Genomic DNA, 24,457 nt, shown 5'->3' with positions numbered 1-24,457 from the left:
CCTCTCGAACGAACTGCGCCCCCGACCGCCCGGCTTGTCATCTCGCAGGGGGCCAGGGGCGCAGAACGGAAGCAAACGTGTGTGAATTACTTCTCGATGATCGCGAGCACGTCGCGAGCCGAGAGGACGAGGTACTCCTCGCCGTTGTACTTCACCTCGGTGCCGCCGTACTTGCTGTAGAGCACGATGTCACCGGTGTTGACGTCGAGCGGCAGACGCTCGCCGTTCTCGAAGCGACCCGGGCCCACGGCCAGGACGACGCCCTCCTGGGGCTTCTCCTTGGCAGTGTCCGGGATGACCAGGCCAGAGGCCGTGGTCTGCTCGGCGTCGAGCGGCTGGACCACAATGCGGTCCTCAAGCGGCTTGATGGCAACCTTGGAGCTGGTGGTCGTCACGATCCGGCCTCCCCCTTCGGAGATCTCGGGGTTAACTGCGAGGTTAACTGTCTTGGGGTGGCGACCAGGTGGATCCGTCGTCGCGGGTGCCGGACCTGCCAGTCGCACAGTACTGCTGGCACTCTCCAGTGGTGAGTGCCAGACCCGAGACTATGACCGCGATTAGCACTCGGTCAAGCGGAGTGCCAATTCAGTCCGGTCGTGGCGTCGCAGCACAGGACGGCCTCGATCAGGACAACGTACGGGGAACGCAGGGACGGACCGCTCCGTTCCGTACGACGCTGGGGAGATGCCGGAAGTCACGCCTCTGCGTCAGCGCCCTGTCGGCGGGGCAGGTCTCGACATCGCGCTCGGTCTGCTGCTGGTTGCCCTGGAGGTGGTGGTCTGCGCGATCGCCACGTTCCGGATAGGCATGGCGGGCTGGGCCGACTCCTACGACGGCACGCCCGAGGCGGCCGAACCGCCGCCGATGGACTGGGGGCCCGTGATCACGTTCGGGGTGATCACGCTGGTGGTCGTCGCGATCACCGTCGCACTGCTGCGCACGAACCGGCCCTGGGCGGGTTCGATCCAGGTCTGCGTCGCGCTCGTGCTGTGCATCGTGACGGTGCAGATCGGGCAGTCCGACTACCGCCGCTCGCACCCCGCGCCGGCATCCACTCCGTCGGACGGTCCCGGCCGGTCCGGCCACCAGTGCCTCAGCGGCGGAGACAACCACGAGTGCCGGGACTCCGGCAGCTGACCCGGCCGGCCGCAGGAGACGACGTCCATCGGCCCCGCCGCCCCGTGATCACCCCGCACGCCCGCCCGCCGCTCCGACTCCGCCCCTGCCTCCGGCCCCGGCGTCCGGTGCGGCCGGCTCACCTTCTGCGCGGCCTTCCGGCCCAGCCGTTCGATCGGGTCGACCGACTGCGCGCACCCGGCGGTGGCGGTCAGGAGCGCACCGGTTGCCAGCAGTCCGGCGAGCAGCCGGTGCGCCCTTCTCATACGTAGTCCTCCAGCCGGGCCACGGCGTACCCCTTGTCCGTGATGGTCCTCATGACCGCGCGGACCAGGTCGGCCATGGAGCCGCCCCAGTCCTTACGGCCCCTGAAGTGCGTGAGGATGATGTCGCCCGGGTGCAGATCGCCGTCCCGCTCACGCCACTCCATGTGGTCGGGGAACGCCTCCTCGGCCCAGAGGGGCACAGCCTTGATGCCGCAGGACTTCGCGATGCGCAGCGTGTCCCCGTTGTAGGTGCCGTACGGCGGGCGGAAGAGGGTGGGCCGCCTGCCGAACTCCTTCTCGATGATGTCCTGCTGGCCGCAGATCTCGCTCTTCTGCCGGCTGTGGGAAAGTCCGCGCAGGTAGGGGTGGTTGAGCGTGTGATTGTTGAGCGTGACGCCCCGGTGCTGCATCTCCCTGAAGTAGCCGTAGTCGTTGCGGACCAGGTAGTCGCTGAGGAATGCGCTGTACGGGATGTCGAGTTCGGTCATCATCCGCAGCAGCTCGGGGTCCTTGTGGTCGCCGTCGTCCATCGTCAGGAAGACAATGCGTTCCTTGGTGGGGACGGTGGTGAAGACGGGTGGCAGCGAGTCGTCGCCGCCCTCGACCTCGAACCCCTTGCGGGTGGTGAGGCGCGGCTTCTCGGCGGGCGGCGCGGGAGGGGCCAGCGGCGTGGCGGCCAGCCCCCATTTCCTGGCTGCCGCCGCGCGTACGGCCTGCGTCCGCTGGGCAGAGCCGCCCGGATGTCCGGTGACGGGCCCGCCGCCGGATTCGGAGGCGCAGCCGGGCGCGGCTGCGGCGACGAGGAGTGCGGCCAGGACCACATGGCCCGGTCTGCGCCGGATTACGCCCAGCCCATGCCCCTGTGCGGTTAATTCTTCCTTTTGTCGTACAAGCCGCATGGTTTCGCATCCTGCCAGTGGCTGCTCGGCCACTGGGGCCGACACCTCCGCCGAGCCCGCGCGGTCCCCCGGCTGGCTCACAATGGGCCGGTGAACGCCTTCGATCCGACCGATCCGACCGACCCGCTCGCCGCCTTCACGGCCCTGCGCACACCCGAGGGCGAGGCACTCCTCGCCGAGCTGCGGGCCTACGACCCCTCCCAGGAGCTCGCCACCGCGACCCGGCTGCGCCGCAGCCATCCGGCCCCGCTGGTGTCGGCGGCGCTGGGGCAGGCGCGGCTACGGCAGCGGGCGGTGGCGAAGTTCGGCGCCGAGGACGCGTACCGGATGTTCTTCACACCGAACGGCGTCGAGCAGGCGACCCGCACCTCGGTCGCCACCTACCGCGCCCGGCGCTTCGCCGAAGCGGGCGTACGCAGCGTCGCCGACCTCTGCTGCGGGATCGGCGGTGACGCCCTCGCCCTCGCCCGCGCGGGCATCTCCGTCCTCGCCGTGGACCGCGACCCGCTGACCGCAGAGGTGGCCCGAGCCAATGCCGCCGCGCTCGGTCTCGACACCCTGATCGAGGTGCGCTGCGCCGACGTCACCGAGATCGACACGTCCGCGTACGACGCGGTCTTCGTCGACCCGGCCCGGCGCGGCGGACGCGGCAGGATCTTCGACCCCGAGGCGTACTCGCCGCCGCTCTCCTGGGCGACCGGCGCCGCGCTGACGGCCCCCCGCGCCGCGCTGAAGATCGCCCCCGGCATCCCGCACGAGGCGATCCCGGCGCAGGCGGAGGCGGAGTGGATCTCGGACGCCGGCGATGTGAAGGAGGCCGTGCTCTGGTTCGGCGAAGGGTTCGCCCCGGGCTCGTACCGAGCCACACTGCTCCCGGCGGGCGCGACTCTGTCGGCCCCGGCCGCACTGCCCGCCCCGCCCGTCGGACCGGTGGGCCGCTATCTGTACGAGCCGGACGGCGCCGTCATCCGCGCCCATCTGGTCGCCGACATCGTGGAGCGGTCGGGCGGCCGGCTGGTCGACGAGACGATCGCGTACGTCACGAGCGACGAGCCGTACGACTCCCCCTACGCCTCCGCGTACGAGATCACCGACCAACTGCCCTTCAATATGAAGAAGCTGAAGGCGCTGCTGCGGGAGCGGAAGGTCGGCGTCCTGACCGTCAAGAAGCGGGGCTCGGCCGTCGAACCGGAGGAGCTGCGCAGGAAGATGAAGCTCCAGGGCCCCAACGCGGCGACCGTGTTCCTGACCCGGGTCGCCGGGGCGCCGACCATACTGATCGGCCACCCCGTGCGGCCCGGCACGCCGTAGGTCCTCCCCCACGGCAGGGAGCCCACTCCCTATCGCGGGGGAGGCCGTCAGGCCAGGTCGGTCAGGTCGTCTGCGTACACCTGGGAGAGCGGCTGCGGGCCCACGTACTGCTGGCAGTTGCACTGCCCGGCTTCGAAGCGGACCGGCTTCTTGCTCTCGTCCCAGGCCGTCGCCACCTCGACCCGCTCATGGCACCTGCCCTCCTTGTCATGCTTCGCAAGGTGGTGCGTGCAGCCGCAGACCGGCTCCGGCGGCCGGTTCGCCGCCTCGACGGCCAGGCGTTCCTGTTTGCCCGCCTCCAGCAGTTCCACCCTGCGGGTGTGCCGGTTACGCAGCGCCGTACGGACGTTGTCGACCGCCCATCGGAAGCCGCCGGTCCAGAAGATAATGAGCACCCACCAGTACCACTCCATGTGACGCCCTCCCCCTGAGCGGATCCTGTTACGCGGCCAGGATAGAGGCGGTTTCAGCGGTGAGCACCGCCGCCGACGGAGAACAGCGGCTCGGGCGCGGGCGCCCCGACGAGCACCCTCAGCACCCAACGGCGGTGCGCGAACGCCTTGGTGACGCCGATCAGACCGAGCAGCCAGCCGATCATCCCGAGTCCCATGACGAGGGCGACCGCACCGTAGGTGTCCTCGGGTGCCTCCGCACCCGCCGGAACGGCCACGCAGGCGTACAGCCCGACCGCGCACAGCGCGAACGACGGCAGCATCCAGGCGAGGCTCGCGCCGGGGGCCCGCAGCCGCATGTCGCCGTCCGGATCGCGGTCCAACTCGCCCCAGGCGTCGAGCAGTCGGCGGATCTGCCGGTCGCGGCGCAGACCGGAAACGACGAAGACCACCGACGTCACGACGCAGCAGGCGCCCAGGGCGGCGAGGACGACGCCGAGGACGGCACTGAAGATGTCGTACGACTCCTCGAACGTGAGGATCGCGGTCCCCACCAGCGACCAGCCGAGCGCACACAGGGCGCCCCACAGCCACAGCAGCACCAGCCGGCCGCGCCCCACATGCATGGTGACCAGCTCGCCGAGGACGACCGCCCGGTCGGCGAGCAGGGCTTCCCTGTCGGGCCAGGAACGTATCTCGACGGGCGGAGGGGGCGGCGGCAGCAGTGTGCGGCGGGACATAGGCCCCACCCTACCGACCGGGTGCGGGCACGGTTCGGCGTGGCTTGCGTTGAAGCGCGCTCCAGCTCGTAACGTCCGAATGCGCCCGGATCGTCGACGCGTACGCGGACGCGGGCGGCAACTTCATCGACACCGCCAACAACTACACCAACGGCAACGGACGCCGTCAGGCGTTGCGCAGCGCCTCGATGTCGAGCTTCTTCATGCCGAGCATGGCCTTCATGGCCCGGCCCGCCTTGGCCGGGTCAGGGTGGGAGAGCGCCTCGGACAGCCCGCGCGGGACGATCTGCCAGGACAGCCCGTACTTGTCCTTGAGCCAGCCGCACTGGCTCTCCTCGCCGCCATCGGTGAGCCTGTCCCACAACTCGTCGACCTCCGCCTGCGTCTCGCAGTCGACTGCGAGCGAGATCGCCTCGGTGAAGGCGAACTGCGGACCGCCGTTGAGCGCCGCGTACTCCTGGTCGGCCAGCCGGAAGTCGACGGTCATGACGGTGCCCGGCTCGCCGGGCGACGACTCGGTGTAGTGCGACACGCCGAGCACCTTCGAGTCGCCCCCGAAGACGGAGACATAGAAGTTCGCGGCCTCCTCGGCCTGGCTGTCGAACCACAGGAAGGTCTTGATCTTCTGCATGGCCTGCTCCTCGGCTGTCCGTACGGGCGTTGGCTGTGCAGGGTAGACCGGGCGGGCCGCGGAAACTCATCGCGCCGCGCCGGATTCCTTCTCCGCCCGGGCCAGCAGCAGCGCCCGCTCGCGCGCGTTACGGGTCAGGTCCGCCGCCCGCAGGAACTCCGCCCGTGCCTCGTCCGTGCGCCCCAGCCGCGCCAGCAGATCGCCGCGCACGCTCGGCAGCAGGTGGTATGCCCTCAGCGACGGGTCCCTGGCCAGGGCGTCGACCAGCGCGAGCCCCGCCTCCGGCCCCTGCGCCATCGAGACGGCGACCGCCCGGTTCAGCTCGACGACCGGCGACGGGGCCGCCTTCAGCAGCAGCCCGTAGAGCGTGGCGATGACCGCCCAGTCCGTCTCCTCGTACGTCACCGCGTGGACGTGGCACGCGGCGATCGCGGCCTGCAGGGCGTACGGGCCCGGGGCGTCGCCCACCGCGTTCGCCCGCTCCAGGGCCGCGTACCCGCGGCGGATCAGCAGCCGGTCCCAGCGGAACCGGTTCTGGTCGGCGAGCAGCACGGGCGCACCGTCCGGCCCGGTCCTGGCCGCGATGCGGGACGCCTGGAGTTCCAACAGGGCCACCAGGCCGTGCACTTCGGGTTCCTTGTCCATCAGTCCGGCCAGCACCCGGGCCAGCCGCAGCGCGTCCTCGCAGAGCGCCGGGCGCAGCCAGTCGTCGCCCGCGGTGGCCGAGTAACCCTCCTCGACCGCCTGCGTCGCGCTTGCTTCCGTCACGGCCACCCATCAGAGCAGCCGTACCGGGGCGCAGCAAGCGCGGCACTAGCTCTCGGCGATCTCGCGGACCTCGGAGGTGACGGTCCAGTTCTTCGGGTGGATCTCCAGGAACCGCTTGGTCCACTCCAGCGCCTCGGCCATGTCCTTGCACTGGGTGATGGCGTAGCCGCCGACGACTTCCTTCGTCTCGGTGAAGGGCCCGTCGGTGTAGCTCAGCTTGCCGTCCTCCCAGGTGACCCGGGTCCCCTGCGAGGTGGGGGTGAGCCCGGCGGTCTCCAGCATGACCCCGGCCTTGGTGATCTCCTCGAACAGCGCACCCATGCGCGCCTCGAAGTCGGGGTCGGGGGCCTCGGAGGGGAGGTTCTGCTCATCGATGCGGACCATCGACAGGAAGCGCGGCATGGTGACTCCTCGGTGCGGGAGGGCGGGGGATTTCCCTGCCTCTCACCCTTGCGTCGAACGGGACACGCCGCAATCGACACACTCCCCCGAAGAAATTGAAGAAATTTCCGGGAGACTTTTCCGGACTACCGCAGGGACGCCCACAGCTTGCTCGCGGCCGGTTCCTGCGCCACCACCCGGTTGGGGTCGGACGGGGCGGTGACGACGGGCATGGTGACCGTCTTCAGCCCGCTCGAGGGGATGTTCCGCAGGCTCTGCGCCAGGTTTCTCAGCTCGCCGAGCGAGTCGAGTCCGGTGTCCGTGGTGAGGCTGCCGGTGACCGCGTCCGCCACCTTGTACAGGCCGGCCGCGCCGGTCAGCAGGTTCGTGTCCCGGACCTCCTTCAGCAGCGCTTCGACCAGTTGTTGCTGGAGCTCCATCCGGCCGAGGTCGCTGCCGTCGCCGATGCCGTGGCGAGTGCGGGCATACGACGGGAACCGTTGTTCGGTTTTCCTTCGGAAAATCTCAGGATCCCTTGAGTTTTCTCATGTTCCGCCGGTGGAGCCGCCGGCCACCTCGAACCGCCATCGGTGCACCGCCCGGGTGATCAACTCAGCTGCGGGTTCGGGCAGTTCGGGCAGCTCGGCGCCGTATGCCGCCTCCCACCAGGTGATGACCAGCACCCGGTCCTGCGGGGCGCACAGCAGCTCGTACCGCAGCGGCTCGTCCGCCAGCTCACCGGTGCGCGCCCGGGCCCACTCCAGCAGTTCGGCGCCCCGGCCGTCCACGGCCCGGGCCTCCCACATGAGGGCGACGGTCATGAGTAGAGGTTGTCCTTGCTGATCTCGTGCACATGGTCGTGGTCGTGCGCGCGGCCCGGCACATGCGTGTCCGTCACCGGCAGCGACGAGTCCGCCGACAGTTCCAGATCGGACGCGGGACGGTTGCGCGCCACCATCTCGGCGCCCAGCGCCGCGACCATCGCCCCGTTGTCCGTGCACAGTCCGGGCCGCGGCACCCGCAGCCGGATGCCGGCCCGCTCGCAGCGCTCCTCGGCAAGCGCCCGCAGCCGCGAGTTGGCCGCGACGCCGCCGCCGATCATCAGGTGGTCGACGCCCTCGTCCTTGCAGGCCCGGACGGCCTTCCGGGTGAGCACATCGACGACGGCCTCCTGGAAGGACGCCGCCACGTCCCGTACCGGCACCTCCTCGCCCGCGGCCCGCTTCGCCTCGATCCAGCGGGCGACGGACGTCTTCAGACCGGAGAAGGAGAAGTCGTACGCGGGGTCGCGCGAGCCGCTCAGTCCGCGCGGGAACGCGATCGCCTTCGGATCGCCCTCCTTCGCCAGCCGGTCGATGACCGGGCCGCCGGGGAAGCCGAGGTTCAGCACCCGGGCGATCTTGTCGAACGCCTCGCCCGCCGCGTCGTCGATGGTCGCGCCCAGCGGCCGTACGTCGTTGGTGATGTCCGGCGCGAGCAGCAGCGAGGAGTGGCCGCCGCTGACCAGCAGCGCCATCGTCGGCTCGGGCAGCGGGCCGTGCTCCAGCTGGTCGACGCAGATGTGCGAGGCGAGGTGGTTCACCCCGTACAGCGGCTTGTTCAGGGCGTACGCGTACGCCTTCGCCGCCGAGACGCCGACGAGCAGCGCGCCCGCCAGCCCGGGACCGGCGGTGACGGCGATGCCGTCGAGGTCGCGGGCGCTGATGCCCGCTTCCTTCAGGGCGCGTTCGATGGTGGGGACCATCGACTCCAGGTGCGCGCGGGAGGCGATCTCCGGGACGACGCCGCCGAAGCGGGCGTGGGTGTCGACGCTGGACGCGACGGCGTCCGCGAGCAGCGTCGTACCGCGGACGATGCCGACGCCGGTCTCGTCGCAGGAGGTCTCGATGCCGAGTACGAGCGGTTCGTCAGCCATCAGTCAGTCCCAGTTTCCTGTACGTGCTCTGGTGCGGGTTCTTGTACGTGGAGACGCATGACGAGTGCGTCGATGTTGCCCGGCTGGTAATAGCCGCGGCGGAAGCCGATCGGTTCGAAGCCGAAACGTTCGTACAGCTTCTGCGCACGCGTGTTGTCGACCCGGACTTCGAGGAGCACCTCCGCGCACTCGAAGGCCGTGGCGTGCTTCAGCAGATCGGTGAGGAGTTCGGAGCCCAGCCCGCCGCCCCAGTGGTCACGGGTGACGCCGATCGTCTGGACGTCGGCGAGGTCACCGGCGGCGGCGAGTCCCGCGTACCCGACGATGCGTCCGGTGTCCGGGGCCTCGGCGACGACATAGCGGCGGGTGGCCTGCGGCCCGCGGGCGTGCGCCAGCTCGGACCAGAACATGCCGGCCGACCAGGCGTCCTCCGGGAACAGCTCGTGTTCGAGCTGCAGCACCGGGTCGATGTCCCACCAGCGCATCTCACGCAGCACGACAGTCGGGCTCGTCACTTCGGGGTGACCACCTTGTAGTTCTTCGGGACCTGCGCGTCGGGCCGGCGCAGATACAGCGGCTGCGGCGGCAGCAGCTCCGCTCCGGCGGCGAGCCGCTCGGCGGCCAGCGCCGCGAGCGCCCCGGCGCTGACGTGCTCGGGACCCCGGGCATCCGGAAACGCGTCGGGGTAGAGCGCCGCGCCCACCCCGACCACCGGGAGCCCGGCGAGCTGCTCGGCGATGTCGGCGGGCCGGTCGACGGCGGGTTCGCCGACGCGGGTACGGGGATCCTCGTACCGCGCCCAGTAGACCTCCTTGCGGCGGGCGTCCGTCGCCACGGCGAACGGGCCCTCCAGTCCGCCCTGCCCGGCGGCGTACGCGAGACCGTCCAGCGTGCACAGCCCGTGGACCGGCACGGAGAGCGCCGAGCCGAACGTCGCGGCCGTCACCAGACCGACCCGCAGACCGGTGTACGGGCCGGGACCGACGCCCACGACCACACCGGTCACGGCGTCGAGTTTCACCCCGGCCTCGGCGAGGACCCGGTCGACGGCGGGCAGCAGCAGCTCCCCGTGCCTTCGGGCGTCGACCTGGCCCGACTCGGCGACGACGGAGTTCCCGTCGTGCAGGGCGACGGTGACGGCGGGGGTGGCGGTATCCACGGCGAGCAAGAGCACGCAAACAGCCTACGGCTCCGCCGACGGCTCCATGGCGCCCCGTACGGCATCCCGTTCCCACCGGCCCCTGCTGCTACCGTCACCGGGTAGACGCGGGTACGACGTAAACGCTTGTACGACATACGTACGTCGGCGAAAGGGGCACGCACGGTGGCAAGGGGCAGCTCGGGAATTGTGGCCGGGCTCACCGCGGCGGCAGTCGTCGCGGTCGGTTTCCTGGCCTACCAGGCATCGGCGAACGTCCCCGACTCCGTCGCCGTCCCCAGGGCGAAGGCGTCCAGCAGCGCCCCCGCCGTCGGCCACGACAAGCCGAAGAAAGAAGAGCGTCCGACCGCGCTTCCCGCCGAATCCGGGACCGGGGCGCGGGTCGTGTACGCGCTGGGCGACCGGCGCGTGTGGCTGGTCGACGCGCAGGGGAAGGTGACCCGGACCTTCGCCGTCATGCCGAGTGCCCTGAGCCCACGGCCCGGGGCCTACACGGTGGGTTCGCGCTCGGGCTCGATCAAGGGCTCGGACGGCGTGCTGATCGAGCACGTGGTGCGGTTCGCGATGGCCGACGGGGATGTGCCCGTGGGGTTCAGTGCGGCACAGGACGGCTCCATGGAGAGCCCGGACCCGAAGCTGAAGACCGGCGGGGTACGGATGAAGCGCGCGGACGGCAACGCGATGTGGACGTTCGCGACGGTCGGCGCCACGGTGGTCGTCGTCCCGTAACGCCACCGGGGACGTGCGGCCTGGGGCCTCTCGTTCGGATCATGCCGGGTTCGGCACACACTGCGGCGATGTCGTCGGTCGCCGGCTCCTCCATGGCGTTCAAGGTGTCTTCGAGGCATGGGGGACGCCCTTCGCGTGGGCTTCTCCCTCCGCCTCGCGGCTGCACGCACCACGGCGACACCAGCTGGCTCCGCGGCGAACCGTTCCCCGATCCGGCCTGGTCCACACGGAAGACCTCAGGCGGCGTCGCGCTCCCCGTCACACCCCTGGGACCCCTGCTGCTCCCGTGGCTCGGGCCGCTCCTGGCGCTCCTGCCGTTCCTCCGACGGCGGCGTGGAGACCGCGGTCGCCGCGGCGCAGGCCGCCAGCAGATCCTTCATCGACACCGCGGACGTCACTGGCGGCTGCGGCTGCGCTTCACGCTCGGGCGTCGGCATGGATGCCTCCTGGGCTCCGGTGGAAGGCGTGGTTAGGCAGGCCTAACCAGCTCTCGGCATCCATGTGACCACGCCCAGCCCGCCCCGCGCAACAATGTGCCGACAGCCTGTCGGAAACGTGTCGGCACTCTCAGCGGCCGGCTTCCAGCGCCGCCCCCAGCCCTGACCAGCGCTCCCCGATCCCGACCAGCGTGACCGAGCGCCGTTCGTCGTCCGTGTCGCCGACCGCGCGGTGGATCAGCACCTGCAGCCGGTCGTTTGAGAGCTCCTCGACCTTGCCGTCGCCCCACTCCACGACCACCACCGACTCCGGCAGCGACACATCGAGGTCCAGGTCCTCCATCTCGTCGAGGCCGCCGCCCAGCCGGTACGCGTCGACATGGACGAGCGCCGGACCCCCGCTCAGGGACGGGTGGACGCGGGCGATCACAAAGGTGGGAGAGGTGATGGCGCCGCGCACCCCGAGACCCTCGCCGAGCCCCCGGGTCAGTGTCGTCTTCCCGGCGCCGAGCTCGCCGCTGAGCATCACGAGGTCGCCGGGGCGCAGCAGACCGGCGAGACGGCGGCCCAGCGCCTGCATCTGTTCGGCGGACGTGACATCGAGACGGGCGATGACCTGGGCCTGTGCGGTCATGGCCGCCGGGGCGTGCGCGGTTTCAGCTGCCGGGCTGTTGTGCGGTGCTTCCATGCCCGCCAACGTTAGCCGCTGCCGGTACGGCTCCGATCCGTACCAGCAGGTCCGCCAGCCGGTCGGTCACCGTCTCCGGGTGCTCCAGCATCACCAGATGCCCGCCGTCCGGCACGATGACAAGCTCCGCGTCCGGCAGCTGGTCGGCGATCGCCTCGCTGTGCGAACTGGGTGTCACCAGGTCCTTGTCGCCCGCCAGGATCAGCACCGGCACGTCCCGGAACGCGGGCAGCGCCGTGCTCTTGTCGTGCTCGGTGAAGGCCGGGTAGAACTCCGCGACCACGTCGATCGGTGTGGACTCGATGAGCCGCTCGGCGAACCGCTCGACCGCCGGGTCCACGTCCCGGGAACCGAACGAGTACCGCTTGATGAGCCCGGCGAAGAGATCGGCGGTCGCCCGCCGGCCCCGCTCCACCAGCTCCGCCTGCGAGCCGAGCGCCTTCAGCACCCCGGGCAGCACCCGCCGCACGGCGTTCACACCCGCGACCGGCAGCCCGAAGCTGACCTCGCCGAGCTTCCCGCTCGACGTACCGACAAAGGCGACGGCGGCGACCCGGTCCCGGATCAGCTGCGGGTACTGCTCGGCGAGCGCCATGATCGTCATGCCGCCCATCGAGTGCCCGACCAGTACCAGCCGCCCCTCGGGGGCCGCCGCGTCGATGACCGCCTTCAGATCGCGGCCGAGCTGGTCGATCCCGACCGTCACGCCCTGCGCCTGGTCCCGGCCGCGCTCGGACCGGCCGTGGCTGCGCTGGTCCCAGTGCACGGTGCGCACCAGGCCGCGCAGCGCCGCCCGCTGGAAGTGCCAGGAGTCCTGGCTGAGGCAGTAGCCGTGGCTGAAGACGACGGTAACGGGCCCGGGGACCTTGCGGCCGAAGAGCCGGCGTCTGCGCGGTCCGGTACCGGCGGGCCCGGAGCCCGCACCCGGTCCGGCGCCCGTGCCCGTACCGCCGTCGGGTTCGACCTCGTCGGTCTCGTAGTACAGCTCGGTGCCGTCGTCGGCGGCGGCCCGGCCGGGCATGCCGCGCAGCGAGCCGTACGGCCCCGAGGCGTCCAGCGCCAGCCTGGCCCGCCTGCGCATGCCCCGGCCGACGGTCATCCGCTCGACCGCGACACCGGCTGCCGCACCGGCGGCGATCACGCCTATGGCGGCTCCGGCGATGCCTGCCCGGCGCCAGCCGACCGCCGAAGCGGCCGTCGCCATCGCGTCCCCCGCGCTGATCTCGCTCACCGTGCCGTGCTCCTCGTCGGTCGTTGTCCGTCAGGTCAGGTCAGGACGTGCAGGACAGAGCGGATCAGAGAGAACCGGTCGGGATCTCGTTCAGATAGACGCGCGGCACGCGGCCGCCGATGCGGGTGACGATCTCGTACGCGATCGTGCCGGCCGCCTCCGCCCAGTCCTCGGCGCTCGGCTCGCCCCGGTCCCCCGGGCCGAAGAGCACCGCGTCGCTGCCCACCTCGACGGTGTCCCCGTCGAGATCGACGACGAACTGGTCCATGGCCACCCGGCCGGCGACCCGCCGCCGGGCGCCGCCGACCAGGACCGGGCCGCGCCCGGAGGCGTGGCGCGGAATGCCGTCCGCGTAGCCGAGCGGGATCAGGCCGAGTGTCGTCTCGGCGGACGTCGTGTAGTGGTGCCCGTAGCTGATGCCGTGCCCGGCCGGCACCTGCTTGACCAGGGCGACCGACGCGGCGAGCGTCATCACGGGGCGCAGCCCGAAGTCGGCCGGGGTGCCCAGCTCCGGGCTGGGCGAGATGCCGTACATGGCGATGCCGGTCCGCACGAGGTCGAAGTGCGACTCGGGGATCGTCAGCGTCGCCGGGGAGTTGGCCATGTGCCGCACCTCGGGTTCGACGCCCGCCTTCTCCGCGTGCGCGACCATGTCGCGGTACACCGCCAGCTGGGCGGCGATCGACGGATGGCCGGGCTCGTCGGCGCAGGCGAAGTGGGACCAGAGGCCGGTGACCTTCACCGTGCCCTCGTCCTCGGCGGTGCGGGCGGCGGAGACCAGTTCGGGCCAGTCGGCGGGCTGGCAGCCGTTGCGCCCCAGTCCCGTGTCGGCCTTGAGCTGGATACGGGCCGGCCGTCCGGCCTCCCGGGCCGCGGCGACGACCTCGCGCAGCGCCCACATGCCGCTGACCGACACATCGATGTCGGCCTCGATCGCCTCGTGCCAGGGGCCGCCCGGTGTCCACAGCCAGCACATCACCCGGCCGCCGAGCCCGGCGGCGCGCAGGGCGAGCGCCTCGTGCGGGGTCGCGGTGCCGAGCCAGGTCGCCCCGGCTTCGAGCGCGGCCCTGGCACAGGGCACCGCCCCGTGCCCGTACGCATCGGATTTGACGACGGCCATGAGTTGCGCGCCGGCCGCCCGGGCGCGCAGAACACGCACGTTGGCGCGCAGCGCGGCGAGGTCGATCTCGGCTCGGGCTCTCAAGGACGCTGTCTCGTTCATCGCGCCCAGTCTCTCAGAGGCGTACGCCAGGACCCTCAGGTGCCGTGTGCGGTCAGGGCCTTTCTTTCGGATCATGCCGGGCCGACGGGGTCCGGCCCGATCCGGAAGCACGGCCCGGGGTGCGTCACCGGTGGCGGCAGGGGTCACGAGGCCGCTGATGTCACCGATGGCGCAGCTCATGTTCCACGTGGTCGACGAGGACCGGGACATGGCTGTGCGGGACGTCCTTCACCGCTGTGACGAGGGTCACCGGCCCGCCCGCGCGGACCAGCTCGACCAGCTCACGCACCGCCGCCGTGTGGGAGGGGTCGGCGAGTTCGGCGCGGTAGCGGTCCACGAAGTCGTCGTAGCGGGTGCCACTGCGGTCCTCGTGGTACCAGGAGCGGAGTTCGTTCGACGGGGTGAGGTCCTTCAGCCACCGGTCGATCCGTGCCCGGTCCTTGGCGACGCCGCGGGGCCAGAGCCGGTCGACGAGGACGCGGGTCCCGTCACCGTCCTCCTGCGGGTCGTACACCCGGCGTACGCGTACGGAGTCGCTGCCCACCGTCGACCACTCCTCACCGGCTCTCCTCCGCGGTTCCGTGTCCGGTGCCCAGGATCTCTCAGGCCCGCACGTCACGCCACGCCGCGGGGACCGCGTCCGCGACGTCCTGGGCGGAGACCGGGCCGCCGTCCGAGGCGTGGCGGGCGGCGAGGCCGTGCAGGTAGGCGCCGGCGGAGGCGGCGTCGCGCGGGTCGAGACCCGCGGCCAGCAGGGAACCGGTCAGCCCGGAGAGGACGTCGCCGCTGCCCGCCGTGGCCAGCCAGGATGTGCCGGTCGGGTTGACCCGTACGGGTGCGCGTCCGGTGGCGTCGGCGACCAGGGTCGTCGACCCCTTGAGCAGCACGGTGGAGCGGTAGCGGGCGGCGAGCTCCCGGACAGCGGCGAGCCGCTCCTCCTCGACCTCCTCGCGCGGGACGCCGAGCAGCGCGGCGGCCTCCCCGGCGTGCGGGGTGAGCACCGTCGGCGCGGTGCGCGACCGCAGGACGGCGGCGTCGAGCAGCCGCAGCCCGTCCGCGTCGACAAGCACCGGAACCTCGGCGTCCAGCACATCGGCGACCGCCGAGACGGCGTCCGTACCGTCCCCGAGCCCGGGTCCGACGACCCACGCCTGCACCCGTCCTGCCTTCGACGGCGGGCCCGTGTGGACCAGGGTCTCCGGGTGCCGGGCGATCACGGCACCGGCGCCCGGACCGACGTACCGCACCGCGCCCGCACCGCCCCGCAGCGCCCCGCCGACGGCGAGCACCGCCGCGCCCGGATACCGCGCGGACCCGGCAACGATGCCGACGACACCACGCCGGTACTTGTCGCTCTCGCTGCCGGGAAGCGGCAGCAGCGCGGCGACATCGGCGTACTGCAGCGCCTCCAGATCGGGTACGCCGGGCAGCTCGTCGCCGAGCCCGATGTCGACGAGGTGCAGCGCGCCCGCCAGGTCGGCGGCCGGGTCGATGAGCAGCCCCGGCTTGTACGCACCGAAGGTGACCGTCGCATCGGCCCGCACGGCGTCGCCGAGCACCTCCCCGGTGTCCGCCTCGACGCCGCTGGGCAGGTCGACGGCGAGGATCGGCGCCCCGGTCGCCTCGTAGGCGCGCACCAGCACGGCCGCGTCCGGGCGCAGCCCGCCGCGCCCGCCGATGCCGGTGATGCCGTCGACCACCAGATCGACACGGCCGATCCGGTCCGTGCCCACCTGCGCCGCGTCCTGGGCCAGCCCGCCCGCCGCGCGGAGCGCCGCGACCCCGCCCTCGTGGGCGCGGCCCGGCGAGGTCAGCAGCGCGCGGACGCCCGCGCCGCGCCGGGCCAGCCGGGCGCCCGCGTACAGCGCGTCGCCGCCGTTGTCGCCGCTGCCGACGAGCAGGACGACCCGGGACCCGTACACGCGGCCATTGCGCCGCAGCAGATCGCCGCAGGCCACAGCGAGTCCCGCGGCGGCCCGCTGCATCAGGGCACCCTCCGGCAGCCGTGCCATCAGGGCACGCTCGGCAGCCCGTACGGTCTTCACGCTGTACGCAGTTCGCATACGGTCAACCTTCCGCGATCACCACGGCCGACGCCACCCCCGCGTCATGGCTCAGCGAGACGTGCCAGTGCCGTACGCCCCGCTCGGCGGCGCAGGCGGCGACGCTGCCGCGGACCCGCAGCTGGGGCTGCCCGCTGTCCTCGACGTACACCTCGGCGTCCGTCCACAGCAGCCCGCCCGGCGCACCGAGCGCCTTCGCGACGGCTTCCTTGGCGGCGAACCTGGCGGCCAGCGAGGCGATACCGCGCCGCTCACCGCTGGGCAGCAGCAACTCCCGCTCCAGGAAAAGCCGCTGAGCCAGATGCGGCGTACGCTCCAGCGCCGCGCCGAACCGTTCGATCTCTGCCACATCGATACCGACCCCGATGATCACGCGCTCACTCACTCATTCTTCGACTCACTCGACGGTCACGGACTTCGCCAGATTGCGCGGCTGGTCCACCTCGTTGCCGCGGGCGGTGGCCAGTTCACAGGCGAAGACCTGCAAGGGCACGGTCGCCACCAGCGGCTGAAGCAGCGTAGGCGCAGCGGGGATCCAGATCAGATGATCGGCGTACGGAACGACCGCCTCGTCGCCCTCCTCGGCGATGACGATGGTGCGGGCGCCGCGGGCCCGGATCTCCTGGATGTTCGACACGATCTTTTCGTGGAGCACCGAACGCCCGCGCGGCGACGGCACGACCACGACGACCGGCAGATCGTCCTCGATCAGCGCGATCGGCCCGTGCTTGAGCTCGCCGGCGGCGAAGCCCTCGGCGTGCATGTAGGCGAGTTCCTTGAGCTTCAACGCCCCTTCGAGGGCGACCGGATAGCCGACGTGGCGCCCCAGGAAGAGGACGGTGTTCTTGTGCGCGAGCGAACGGGCCAGCGCGCGCACCGGCTCCATGGTCTCCAGGACCCGTTCGACCTGCCCGGGGACCTCGGAGAGCTGCCGGACGACGGTCCGGATCTCGTCGCCCCACTTCGTACCGCGGGTCTGGCCGAGATACAGGGCGACGAGGTAGCAGGCGACGAGCTGCGTCAGGAACGCCTTGGTCGAGGCGACGGCGACCTCCGGCCCGGCGTGCGTGTACAGCACCGCGTCGGACTCACGCGGAATGGTCGACCCGTTCGTATTGCAGATGGCGAGGACCTTCGCGCCCTGCTCGCGGGCGTGCCGCAGCGCCATCAGCGTGTCCATCGTCTCGCCGGACTGGGAGATCGCGATGACGAGGGTGCGCTGGTCGAGGATCGGGTCGCGGTATCGGAACTCGCTGGCGAGCTCCGTCTCGCAGGGCAGCCTGGTCCAGTGCTCGATGGCGTACTTGGCAATCATCCCGGCGTGGTACGCGGTCCCGCAGGCCACGACGACGACCTTGTCGACCTCCCGGAGCACGCTCGGCGCGATGCGCACCTCGTCGAGGTGGAGCGAGCCCGAGCGGTCGATCCGCCCGAGGAGCGTGTCGGCCACGGCCTTCGGCTGCTCGGCGATCTCCTTGAGCATGAAGTAGTCGTAGCCGCCCTTCTCGGCGGCGGAGGCGTCCCAGTCCACGTGGTACTTACGGACCTCGGCGGGCTGCCCGTCGAAGTCGGTGACCGTGACGGACTCCCGGCGCAGCTCGACGACCTGATCCTGCCCCAGCTCGATCGCTGACCGGGTGTGCGCGATGAACGCCGCCACATCGGAGGCCAGGAACGCCTCCCCGTCCCCGACCCCGACCACGAGCGGTGAGTTCCGCCGGGCTCCCACCACCACATCCGGCTCATCGGCATGCACGGCAACCAGGGTGAACGCCCCTTCGAGCTGCCGGCAGACCTGTCGCATCGCCTCTGCCGGGTCACCGGTCGACGAGTACGCCTCGGCGAACAGATGGGCGACGACCTCGGTGTCGGTCTCGGACGCCAGATCATGCCCGCGCTCGGCGAGTTCGGCGCGCAGCCCGGCGAAGTTCTCGATGATCCCGTTGTGCACGACGGCGACGCGGCCCGCGTTGTCGAGGTGCGGGTGGGCGTTGGCATCGGTGGGCCCGCCGTGGGTGGCCCACCGGGTGTGCCCGATCGCGGTGGTCCCGGCCGGAAGAGGCTGTTCGGCCAGCGCCTTCTCCAGATTGACGAGCTTGCCGGCCTTCTTCATGGAGGCCAGCCCGCCGTCCGCGAGAACGGCGACACCTGCGGAGTCGTACCCGCGGTATTCGAGGCGCTTCAGCCCTGCGACGACAACATCAAGCGCGGACTGCCCACCGACGTACCCGACGATTCCACACATAACGATCCCGATCCTTTCGTGGCCGCCCTCCCCTGACTTCACTCGGCATCGTCGCAGAAGGGGAGGGGGCGCCCGGGATCACTCGTCGGTGGAGTCGCCGTAATCCTCCGCGAGTCGCAGCCCCGGGTCCGCTTCCCACCTGCGCCCACCGCCGAAGCGCCGCGATCTGCTGCTCGCTCAGGCCGCAGGCCTCGAACCCGGCGTCGTTGATCCAGTACGCCCCGGCCGGCCGCGCCCGAAGGTCCACGAGGGAGAACTCCTCTCTCGCGTGACGGCGACCGAACACCTCCGGCTCCGCCTCGGGCCGGCGGCCGGAGGCGGCGTGAACGTCGATCAGGTCCCGGGGAAGTCCGCGGCCGGCCAGGGCGCGCGCCTTCGTCCCGACGACATCCCCGACGGCGAGCACGGGACCGTAATCGCTCTGCACAGCCGGATACCCGAGCGCCTCTATGAGGATGTCCACCTCGCACTGCTCACCGGTGCCCGGGGCAGTGACAACGAGCCGCGCGGACAGCGGATCCGTCTCGATCTGCCGCACCTGCCAGCCCCGCCCCTTCGCCCGGACGAAGAGCGCCGACGAGATCCTCGAACGCCTCGCCACATATCTTGATCGAATTCCCGGCGCAGGACACTAGCCCTCCGTCCCCACCGCCCGCCGTGCCTCGGCCACCACTTCGGGATCGGTGACGAAGTGGGTGTCCTGCTCAGCCGACGCACCCCCGGCGCCGAGCGGTACCCAGCCGCCGCCACGCCGGGGCAGCGCCCTGGTCTTGGCGGATAGGTGGACGGCGGCGGCTCCGGCGGAGGTCAGGGCCGGGATATCGGCGGGGCGCACCCCGCCGCCGGCCATCACCTGCACCCCGGGTGCGGCGGCGGCCATCGCGGCGATCGCCTCCAGCCCCTCGGCCGCGGTGGGGGCACCACCCGAGGTGAGGACCCGGGTGAGGCCGAGCGAGGGCAGCAGTGCCGCGGCGGCCACCGGGTCGGCGGACTGGTCGATGGCGCGGTGCAGGGTGATGTCCACCGGGCGGCCCGAGGCGCGGGCCGCTTCGGCGAGTCGGGCGACCGCCACGGTGTCCAAGGCGCCGTCCGCGGTCAGCGCGCCGATCACCACACCGGAGGCGCCGGAGGCGATGACGGACCGCACCTCGGCGGCCATCAGCGTGATCTCCTCCGCGTCATGGACGAAATCGCCGGGCCGGCACCTGACCAGCACCTGCACCGGCAGCCCCTCCCCCGCGACCGCCTCCACCAGTGCCGCCGACGGGGTCAGGCCACCCAGCTCCAGGGCGATGCAGAGCTCGACCCGGTCGGCGCCGTTCTCCCGGGCGGCGCGGGCGCCGGCCGGTGAGGTGACGGCGATCTCCAGAGCGGGGCGTGCGGTCACTCGTCGTCCCCGGTCAGCGGCTGGTCGGAGGCGGGGATGATACGGGCCGACAGGTCCGGGTCGGCCATCTCGCGGTCGAAGGGGAACATCGGGCGGCGGATGCGGTGGTGGCCCAGACGTACCAAGTCCTGGTCCACCCCGCCGGGGGTGAGCGCCATCTTCCAGCCGACCGACATGTCGAAGAGCTCGGGCTCCAGGTAACCGATCTTCACGATCACGATGTCGGCGCCGCGCGGGTCGAGGTCCAGGTCGGTAAAATCGTGCTCGTGGTGGTAGGGCTTGCGGAGCCTGGTGAGAATCGCGTACACGCTGCCGACCCGGATGACGACCTCGGTCTCGGCGTCGCGGTCGCCGTGCCGAATGGCATGCACCACACCGGTCAGGGTGACCGGACCCGCGTGCCGGTCGTCCACCTCAGCGCCGGCGGTGACCTTGACGGTGGCGCCGACACCGGCGGCGACGGCGGTCTCGACGGCGGCCGGTCCGGGCACCGAGGCGTAGATGACGGTCGGGCCGTCGTCCTCCTGGAACTCCGGGCGGGTCAGCAGCCGGGTCAGGCCCCAGGTCACGTCACCGGCGCCGCCGGCGGTCGGGTTGTCCCCGGTGTCGCTGATGAAGTACGGGCTCCGGTCGGAGGCCAGGGCCTCGTCCAGGATGCCGTCGAAGGTGCCGGTCGGGGCGACGAAGTCGAAGTCGTCGCGGGCCTTCCAGAAGCCCTGGGCCAGGCGCTCGGAGCCGGCCGACACGGCGGCCTGGTCGGTGCCGGTAACCACCACCACGGCGCGGTTGCGCGGTTCGTCGGCCCAGGCGTAGCCGACCCATATCGCGGCGTCGATCACGCCGTCCATGGCCTCGACCTCGTCCACGGCCGCGTACACGCTCTTGGCCGGCTCGATCCGGGTGGAGGTCTGCTCGCCGGCCAGCAGCACCGGCACCGGCACCCAGGCCTTGACCGGGCGGGGCGCGCCGGAGACCAGCAGGTCCACCAGGTTGCGGACGGCCCGCTCCTTGGTCTCCATGTGGTCCTCGTGCGGGGCCATCCGGTAGCAGGTGATCAGGTCGCTGCCGTGGGCGAGTTCGCGGGAGACGTTGCCGTGCAGGTCCATCGAGGTGGAGATGATCACGTCGGGGCCGACGGTGGCGCGGATGCGCTCCAGCAGCACCGCCTCGGCGTCGTCGATGCCCTCCACGGTCATGGCGCCGTGGATGTCGTACCAGAGGCCGTCCGGCTTGGGCAGCGCGGCGAGCCGCTCGATCAGTTCGTCGGTCAGCTCGGCCCAGGCGGAGGCGGTGACGGTGCCGCCCGGCAGCGACTTGCCGACCAGGGCGCCGTGCCAGTCGGCCGCCTCGCGCAGTTCCTCACCGGGCGCCAGGAAGGGGTAGCGGTCCAGCACTTCGGCGCCGTGCGAGGGGTGGAAGGCGGGGGCCTGGGTGCGGGCGGGAGAGAAGGTGGACGACTCAATGCCGAGTCCGGCGATGGCGATGACCGGGCGGGCTGCGGCGGTGCGGGATTGCGGCATGGCTCCTCGTAGGGGGTGGGGTGTCAGGCGTGGCGGGGCGCCGGGGCGCGGAATTGGTCGGTTCCGCCGACCCCGCGCAGGGCGAGGGCCAGGGCGCGCTGCAGGGCGAACTGCCCGGCGCCGACCAGTCCGGCGTCGGCGCCCAGGCTGGCCCGCTCGATGGTGAGGTGTTCGGTGACCAGCGGGTGGCAGCTCTCGTAGAGCTGGCTGCGCACGGCGGCGACGAACGGCTCCAGGGTGGAGAGGATGCCGCCGAGATAGACGGCGTCCGGGTTGAAGAAGTTGACGTTGGCGGCGAGCACTTGGCCGAGATAGTCGCCGGCCCTGCGGACCGCGCGGGTGGCCTCCGGGTCGGCGTCGATGGCCAGCCGGGCCACGTCCTCGGTGCTGCTGACGTCGGCCCCGCGCTCGCGCAGGATGCGGACCAGGGCGGCGCCGGACGCCACGGTTTCCAGGCAGCCGGTGTTGCCGCAGGAACAGGGGATGTCGGCGCCGCCGTCGATCCGGATGTGGGTGATGTCACCGGCCGCGCCGGTGGCGCCCCGGTAGAGACGTCCGTCGGCGATGACGCCGGCGCCGATCGCGGAGCCGATCTTCACCATGATCGTCTGCCGGTGCTCGGCGGGCCGTACGGTGTGCTCGCCGACCGCCATGCAGTTGGCGTCGTTGTCCACGGCGGCCGGGACGCCGAAGCGTTCCTCCAGCCAGGCGGTGACCGGGAAACGGTTCCAGCCCGGCATCCGGGACGGCAGGACGACCGAGCCCGACGCGACGTCCACCGGCCCGGGCAGCGAGAGCCCGACCCCGCGCAGCCGGCTGCGGCCGCGCTGCTCGGCCAGCGCCTCCAGGGTCTCGGCGAGCCGGGGCAGGGCCGCCTCGGGGCCGTCGGCGATCACGAAGGGGACGGTCGAGACATCGGTCAGACCGCCGCCGGGCAGCACCACACCGATCCGGGCGTGCCGGCCGCCGAGATCGGCGGCGACGGCGAACTCGTCATTACTTCCCAGTCTCAGCGCTTTGCGGGGGCGCCCCCCGGTGGAGGACTGGGTGCCCTCCTCGGCGATCAGCCCGCGCTCCACCAGATGGGCCACGGTGAGCGAGATGGTGGAGGCCGCGGCCCCCAGCAGTCCGGCGAGTTCGGCGCGTGACGAGGCCTGGCCCGATGCCACGAGTTCCAGGACCCGCGCGGCGAGGGCCGGGGTGCTTTTCATGGCCTTGCGGTCCCCTGCACTTATTCCAGTCATGTACGAAGTAACTTCCGCAATGGTGTGTGTGGCGAGAGACGATACGCCCGCGCTTGGCGCGGGGGAACAGCCTCGCGAAGGAAGTGAGCCAGACCTGAAGCCCCTTCAATCCACGCAAATCCACCCAATGAAGAGGATCGATCGGGGCGAGGGGGCTTTTTTCGGCGGCGCAGTTACTTACTTTTTACTAATTCTTGTTTGTTTCTTCGGAGTGTCCGGCGTTAGCTGTCGTGAACGCAGTGCCGGTCCTGGGACACACAGGGGCCCCTTCACTCTGAGGAGAGTCATGTTCCTTGCTCACACGGCGAACAGCCGCCGCTGGGCCCTCGTCGCGGGCGCCGTTGTCACCGCGGGTGCTCTGCTGACCGGCTGTTCCGGTGGCGGCACCTCGTCGTCCGCGTCCGGCTCTTCGGACACCATCAACTACGCGCTGCCGGCCAACTTCACGCCGAACTGGATCCTCCCGATCGGCACCGCCGCGCACCTGAACACCAACAACTCCTCCATATCCCAGTCCCTCTGGGAGCCGTTGATCGCGTACGACGGCTCCACCGGCAAGGTCGGCTGGAACAAGGACAACTCGCTGGCCACCGCCGCCGACTTCGCCAAGGACAGCAAGAGCGTCACGATCACGCTCGGCGACCGGAAGTGGAGCGACGGCAAGCAGATCACCTCCCGTGACGTGGAGTTCTGGTTCAACCTGGTCAAGGCCAACAAGGCCGACTGGGCCAGCTACAGCCCGGGCAAGGCGCCGGACAACTGGACCTCGCTGAAGATCGTCGACGAAACGCACTTCACCCTCACCTTCGACCGGGCGTACAACCAGCAGTGGATGCTCGCCAACGAGTTGAGCATGATCCGTCCGATGCCGCAGCACGTCTGGGACAAGACCAGCGACTCGGACGCCGTGTCGGACCTCGACCGCACCCCCGCGGGCGCCAAGAAGGTCTGGTCGTACCTGAACGACGCGGCCAAGAAGATCTCCGGCTACGCCACCGACCCGCTCTGGAAGACGGTCAGCGGCCCGTACACCATCAAGTCGTTCTCCACGGCGGGCAAGGTCGAGCTGACCGCCAACGCCGCGTACGACGGCGGTGGCAAGGCCAACATCAAGAACGTGAACCTGCTGCCGTTCACCACCACGGACGCCGAGGAGAACGCGCTCCGGGCCGGCACGGTCGACTACGGCTACATCAACGCCACCAACCTCAGCCAGGAGTCGTCCTTCACCTCCAAGGGCTACGTGGTGAAGCCGTGGTCCGGCTGGGCCATCACCTACATGCCCTACAACTTCAACAACCCCGCCATGGGCGCGGTCTTCAAGCAGCTCTACGCCCGCCAGGCGATCCAGATGTCGGTGGACCAGACCACCCTCTCCAAGGTCGTCTTCAACGGCACCGCGGTCCCCACCTACGGCCCGATCCCGCAGGGCCAGAGCTCGTCCTTCGTCTCGACGGAGCAGAAGAACAACCCGTACCCGTTCTCCACCGCCAAGGCGAAGGAGCTGCTGACCAGCCACGGCTGGACCGAGCAGAACGGCACCCTGGTGTGCACCGACCCGGGTACCGGCGACGACCAGTGCGGCGCCGGCGTGGACAAGGGCACCAAGTTCCGGATGCAGGTGCTCTCACAGTCCGGTTCCACCGTGACCGACAACATGATGAGCGCCCTGCAGTCGTCGTTCGCCAAGACCGGCATCGACTTCACCATCAAGACCGCCCCGGTCAACTCGGTCCTCTCGCAGTCCGGCCAGTGCAAGGCCGACGAGGCCGGCTGCAAGTGGCAGCTGTCGTTCTTCGGCACCGCGGGCAGCTGGTACTTCCCGGCATACCCGAGCGGTGACTCCCTCTTCGCCACCGGCGGCGGCTCCAACTTCGGCAGCTACACCAACCCCGCCGTGGACGAGCTGATCACCCAGACCACCACGTCCTCCTCCGACGATGCGGTGCAGCAGTACAGCGCCGCCCTGGCCAAGGACCTCCCGGTCATCTGGCTGCCGGAGCCGGACTACCAGGTCTCCGTGGTCAAGAAGGGCCTGGACGGCTTCGCCCAGGACTCGCTCGCCAACTTCCACCCCGCCATGTGGAAGTGGACCACCAATTGAGCCCGGTCG

At 71.1% G+C, this 24,457-nt stretch carries 25 protein-coding genes and 2 pseudogenes; 4 read left to right on the top strand and 23 right to left on the bottom strand.

Annotated features, from left to right (window positions below; translation table 11 throughout):
- Positions 1–86 precede the first annotated feature (86 nt).
- The gene (groES, locus tag ACWD6R_RS07310; RefSeq protein ID WP_037688098.1) at positions 87–395 is read right to left on the bottom strand and encodes a co-chaperone GroES; all 309 of its coding nucleotides are present in this window, start codon (positions 393–395) and stop codon (positions 87–89) included.
- A gap of 289 nt (positions 396–684) precedes the next feature.
- Between groES and ACWD6R_RS07305 the strand changes: the two genes are divergently transcribed.
- Positions 685–1,137, top strand: coding sequence for a DUF6234 family protein (locus ACWD6R_RS07305; protein WP_451817800.1), 453 nt, complete (start codon positions 685–687; stop codon positions 1,135–1,137).
- A 241-nt stretch (positions 1,138–1,378) separates the two neighbouring features.
- Here the strand turns inward: ACWD6R_RS07305 and ACWD6R_RS07300 are convergent, their stop codons facing one another.
- On the bottom strand, positions 1,379–2,281 hold the full coding sequence (locus tag ACWD6R_RS07300) for a polysaccharide deacetylase family protein (RefSeq protein ID WP_451817825.1): 903 nt from the start codon (positions 2,279–2,281) through the stop codon (positions 1,379–1,381).
- 90 nt (positions 2,282–2,371) lie between these two features.
- Here ACWD6R_RS07300 and ACWD6R_RS07295 point away from each other — a divergent pair, with 90 nt between their 5' ends.
- Complete coding sequence (locus ACWD6R_RS07295) at positions 2,372–3,592, top strand: THUMP-like domain-containing protein (protein ID WP_451817799.1); 1,221 nt, start codon at positions 2,372–2,374, stop codon at positions 3,590–3,592.
- Positions 3,593–3,639: 47 nt separating this feature from the next.
- Here the strand turns inward: ACWD6R_RS07295 and ACWD6R_RS07290 are convergent, their stop codons facing one another.
- The 10 genes and pseudogenes from ACWD6R_RS07290 to tsaB form a co-directional block, all read right to left on the bottom strand.
- A complete protein-coding gene (locus ACWD6R_RS07290) occupies positions 3,640–4,005 on the bottom strand; it encodes a hypothetical protein (protein ID WP_451817798.1) in 366 nt (121 codons plus the stop codon).
- Positions 4,006–4,058: 53 nt separating this feature from the next.
- Positions 4,059–4,724, bottom strand: coding sequence for a hypothetical protein (locus ACWD6R_RS07285; protein ID WP_451817797.1), 666 nt, complete (start codon positions 4,722–4,724; stop codon positions 4,059–4,061).
- A 166-nt stretch (positions 4,725–4,890) separates the two neighbouring features.
- Positions 4,891–5,355 (bottom strand): VOC family protein, encoded by a 465-nt coding sequence (locus ACWD6R_RS07280; protein WP_451817796.1) that lies wholly within the window; start codon positions 5,353–5,355, stop codon positions 4,891–4,893.
- A gap of 66 nt (positions 5,356–5,421) precedes the next feature.
- A pseudogene (locus tag ACWD6R_RS07275) lies at positions 5,422–6,090 on the bottom strand (RNA polymerase sigma factor); the annotation flags it as partial.
- Positions 6,091–6,168: 78 nt separating this feature from the next.
- On the bottom strand, positions 6,169–6,525 hold the full coding sequence (locus tag ACWD6R_RS07270; RefSeq protein WP_451817795.1) for a YciI family protein: 357 nt from the start codon (positions 6,523–6,525) through the stop codon (positions 6,169–6,171).
- Between the two features lie 125 nt (positions 6,526–6,650).
- Positions 6,651–6,989, bottom strand: a pseudogene (locus ACWD6R_RS07265) (LCP family protein); the annotation flags it as partial.
- Between the two features lie 60 nt (positions 6,990–7,049).
- Positions 7,050–7,325 carry a hypothetical protein gene (locus ACWD6R_RS07260; protein ID WP_451817794.1) on the bottom strand — a complete coding sequence of 92 codons (276 nt, stop codon included), beginning with the start codon at positions 7,323–7,325 and terminating at the stop codon, positions 7,050–7,052.
- Positions 7,322–8,419 carry a tRNA (adenosine(37)-N6)-threonylcarbamoyltransferase complex transferase subunit TsaD gene (tsaD, locus tag ACWD6R_RS07255; RefSeq protein ID WP_451817793.1) on the bottom strand — a complete coding sequence of 366 codons (1,098 nt, stop codon included), beginning with the start codon at positions 8,417–8,419 and terminating at the stop codon, positions 7,322–7,324. The genes ACWD6R_RS07260 and tsaD overlap by 4 nt, the downstream gene beginning before the upstream one ends.
- Positions 8,419–8,934: a ribosomal protein S18-alanine N-acetyltransferase gene (gene rimI, locus ACWD6R_RS07250; RefSeq protein ID WP_451817792.1), complete on the bottom strand. Its 516-nt coding sequence runs from the start codon at positions 8,932–8,934 to the stop codon at positions 8,419–8,421. Before rimI ends, tsaD begins: the two co-directional genes overlap by 1 nt.
- Positions 8,931–9,593: a tRNA (adenosine(37)-N6)-threonylcarbamoyltransferase complex dimerization subunit type 1 TsaB gene (gene tsaB / locus ACWD6R_RS07245; RefSeq protein WP_451817791.1), complete on the bottom strand. Its 663-nt coding sequence runs from the start codon at positions 9,591–9,593 to the stop codon at positions 8,931–8,933. Before tsaB ends, rimI begins: the two co-directional genes overlap by 4 nt.
- Positions 9,594–9,743: 150 nt before the next feature.
- Between tsaB and ACWD6R_RS07240 the strand changes: the two genes are divergently transcribed.
- Positions 9,744–10,307 carry a hypothetical protein gene (locus tag ACWD6R_RS07240; RefSeq protein WP_451817790.1) on the top strand — a complete coding sequence of 188 codons (564 nt, stop codon included), beginning with the start codon at positions 9,744–9,746 and terminating at the stop codon, positions 10,305–10,307.
- 236 nt (positions 10,308–10,543) lie between these two features.
- Here the strand turns inward: ACWD6R_RS07240 and ACWD6R_RS07235 are convergent, their stop codons facing one another.
- From ACWD6R_RS07235 to ACWD6R_RS07185, 11 genes are all read right to left on the bottom strand, one after another.
- Positions 10,544–10,744 carry a hypothetical protein gene (locus ACWD6R_RS07235; RefSeq protein ID WP_451817789.1) on the bottom strand — a complete coding sequence of 67 codons (201 nt, stop codon included), beginning with the start codon at positions 10,742–10,744 and terminating at the stop codon, positions 10,544–10,546.
- 130 nt (positions 10,745–10,874) lie between these two features.
- Complete coding sequence (gene tsaE, locus ACWD6R_RS07230; RefSeq protein WP_451817788.1) at positions 10,875–11,432, bottom strand: tRNA (adenosine(37)-N6)-threonylcarbamoyltransferase complex ATPase subunit type 1 TsaE; 558 nt, start codon at positions 11,430–11,432, stop codon at positions 10,875–10,877.
- On the bottom strand, positions 11,401–12,663 hold the full coding sequence (locus tag ACWD6R_RS07225; RefSeq protein WP_451817787.1) for an alpha/beta fold hydrolase: 1,263 nt from the start codon (positions 12,661–12,663) through the stop codon (positions 11,401–11,403). The genes tsaE and ACWD6R_RS07225 overlap by 32 nt, the downstream gene beginning before the upstream one ends.
- Before the next feature lie 64 nt (positions 12,664–12,727).
- Complete coding sequence (gene alr / locus ACWD6R_RS07220) at positions 12,728–13,885, bottom strand: alanine racemase (RefSeq protein WP_451817786.1); 1,158 nt, start codon at positions 13,883–13,885, stop codon at positions 12,728–12,730.
- A gap of 160 nt (positions 13,886–14,045) precedes the next feature.
- A complete protein-coding gene (locus tag ACWD6R_RS07215; protein ID WP_398951082.1) occupies positions 14,046–14,429 on the bottom strand; it encodes a DUF488 domain-containing protein in 384 nt (127 codons plus the stop codon).
- A 58-nt stretch (positions 14,430–14,487) separates the two neighbouring features.
- Positions 14,488–15,948: an NAD(P)H-hydrate dehydratase gene (locus tag ACWD6R_RS07210; RefSeq protein WP_451817785.1), complete on the bottom strand. Its 1,461-nt coding sequence runs from the start codon at positions 15,946–15,948 to the stop codon at positions 14,488–14,490.
- A 4-nt stretch (positions 15,949–15,952) separates the two neighbouring features.
- Positions 15,953–16,321, bottom strand: coding sequence for a holo-ACP synthase (locus tag ACWD6R_RS07205; protein ID WP_451817824.1), 369 nt, complete (start codon positions 16,319–16,321; stop codon positions 15,953–15,955).
- 24 nt (positions 16,322–16,345) lie between these two features.
- On the bottom strand, positions 16,346–18,193 hold the full coding sequence (glmS, locus tag ACWD6R_RS07200) for a glutamine--fructose-6-phosphate transaminase (isomerizing) (protein ID WP_451817784.1): 1,848 nt from the start codon (positions 18,191–18,193) through the stop codon (positions 16,346–16,348).
- Positions 18,194–18,824: 631 nt separating this feature from the next.
- Positions 18,825–19,580, bottom strand: a complete 756-nt coding sequence (locus tag ACWD6R_RS07195; RefSeq protein ID WP_451817783.1) for a copper homeostasis protein CutC — start codon at positions 19,578–19,580, stop codon at positions 18,825–18,827.
- On the bottom strand, positions 19,577–21,100 hold the full coding sequence (locus tag ACWD6R_RS07190; RefSeq protein WP_451817782.1) for a M81 family metallopeptidase: 1,524 nt from the start codon (positions 21,098–21,100) through the stop codon (positions 19,577–19,579). Before ACWD6R_RS07190 ends, ACWD6R_RS07195 begins: the two co-directional genes overlap by 4 nt.
- Before the next feature lie 23 nt (positions 21,101–21,123).
- Positions 21,124–22,344, bottom strand: a complete 1,221-nt coding sequence (locus tag ACWD6R_RS07185) for an ROK family protein (protein ID WP_451817781.1) — start codon at positions 22,342–22,344, stop codon at positions 21,124–21,126.
- Positions 22,345–22,630: 286 nt separating this feature from the next.
- Here ACWD6R_RS07185 and ACWD6R_RS07180 point away from each other — a divergent pair, with 286 nt between their 5' ends.
- Positions 22,631–24,448, top strand: a complete 1,818-nt coding sequence (locus ACWD6R_RS07180; RefSeq protein ID WP_451817780.1) for a peptide ABC transporter substrate-binding protein — start codon at positions 22,631–22,633, stop codon at positions 24,446–24,448.
- Positions 24,449–24,457 lie beyond the last annotated feature (9 nt).

It is taken from the genome of Streptomyces sp. NPDC005151, assembly GCF_053599875.1.
Note: the sequence above shows the minus strand (reverse complement) of the source record. Positions and strands in the feature narration are given on the sequence as shown.

Excerpts from the sequence above, each read along its gene's own strand:
- ACWD6R_RS07305 (WP_451817800.1), top strand. The coding sequence starts at position 685 with ATGCCGGAAGTCACGCCTCTGCGTCAGCGCCCTGTCGGCGGGGCAGGT.
- ACWD6R_RS07300 (WP_451817825.1), bottom strand. The coding sequence starts at position 2,281 with ATGCGGCTTGTACGACAAAAGGAAGAATTAACCGCACAGGGGCATGGG.
- ACWD6R_RS07290 (WP_451817798.1), bottom strand. The coding sequence starts at position 4,005 with ATGGAGTGGTACTGGTGGGTGCTCATTATCTTCTGGACCGGCGGCTTC.
- ACWD6R_RS07285 (WP_451817797.1), bottom strand. The coding sequence starts at position 4,724 with ATGTCCCGCCGCACACTGCTGCCGCCGCCCCCTCCGCCCGTCGAGATA.
- ACWD6R_RS07280 (WP_451817796.1), bottom strand. The coding sequence starts at position 5,355 with ATGCAGAAGATCAAGACCTTCCTGTGGTTCGACAGCCAGGCCGAGGAG.
- ACWD6R_RS07270 (WP_451817795.1), bottom strand. The coding sequence starts at position 6,525 with ATGCCGCGCTTCCTGTCGATGGTCCGCATCGATGAGCAGAACCTCCCC.
- ACWD6R_RS07260 (WP_451817794.1), bottom strand. The coding sequence starts at position 7,325 with ATGACCGTCGCCCTCATGTGGGAGGCCCGGGCCGTGGACGGCCGGGGC.
- tsaD (WP_451817793.1), bottom strand. The coding sequence starts at position 8,419 with ATGGCTGACGAACCGCTCGTACTCGGCATCGAGACCTCCTGCGACGAG.
- ACWD6R_RS07235 (WP_451817789.1), bottom strand. The coding sequence starts at position 10,744 with ATGCCGACGCCCGAGCGTGAAGCGCAGCCGCAGCCGCCAGTGACGTCC.
- tsaE (WP_451817788.1), bottom strand. The coding sequence starts at position 11,432 with ATGGAAGCACCGCACAACAGCCCGGCAGCTGAAACCGCGCACGCCCCG.
- alr (WP_451817786.1), bottom strand. The coding sequence starts at position 13,885 with ATGAACGAGACAGCGTCCTTGAGAGCCCGAGCCGAGATCGACCTCGCC.
- ACWD6R_RS07210 (WP_451817785.1), bottom strand. The coding sequence starts at position 15,948 with ATGCGAACTGCGTACAGCGTGAAGACCGTACGGGCTGCCGAGCGTGCC.
- glmS (WP_451817784.1), bottom strand. The coding sequence starts at position 18,193 with ATGTGTGGAATCGTCGGGTACGTCGGTGGGCAGTCCGCGCTTGATGTT.
- ACWD6R_RS07190 (WP_451817782.1), bottom strand. The coding sequence starts at position 21,100 with ATGCCGCAATCCCGCACCGCCGCAGCCCGCCCGGTCATCGCCATCGCC.
- ACWD6R_RS07185 (WP_451817781.1), bottom strand. The coding sequence starts at position 22,344 with ATGACTGGAATAAGTGCAGGGGACCGCAAGGCCATGAAAAGCACCCCG.
- ACWD6R_RS07180 (WP_451817780.1), top strand. The coding sequence starts at position 22,631 with ATGTTCCTTGCTCACACGGCGAACAGCCGCCGCTGGGCCCTCGTCGCG.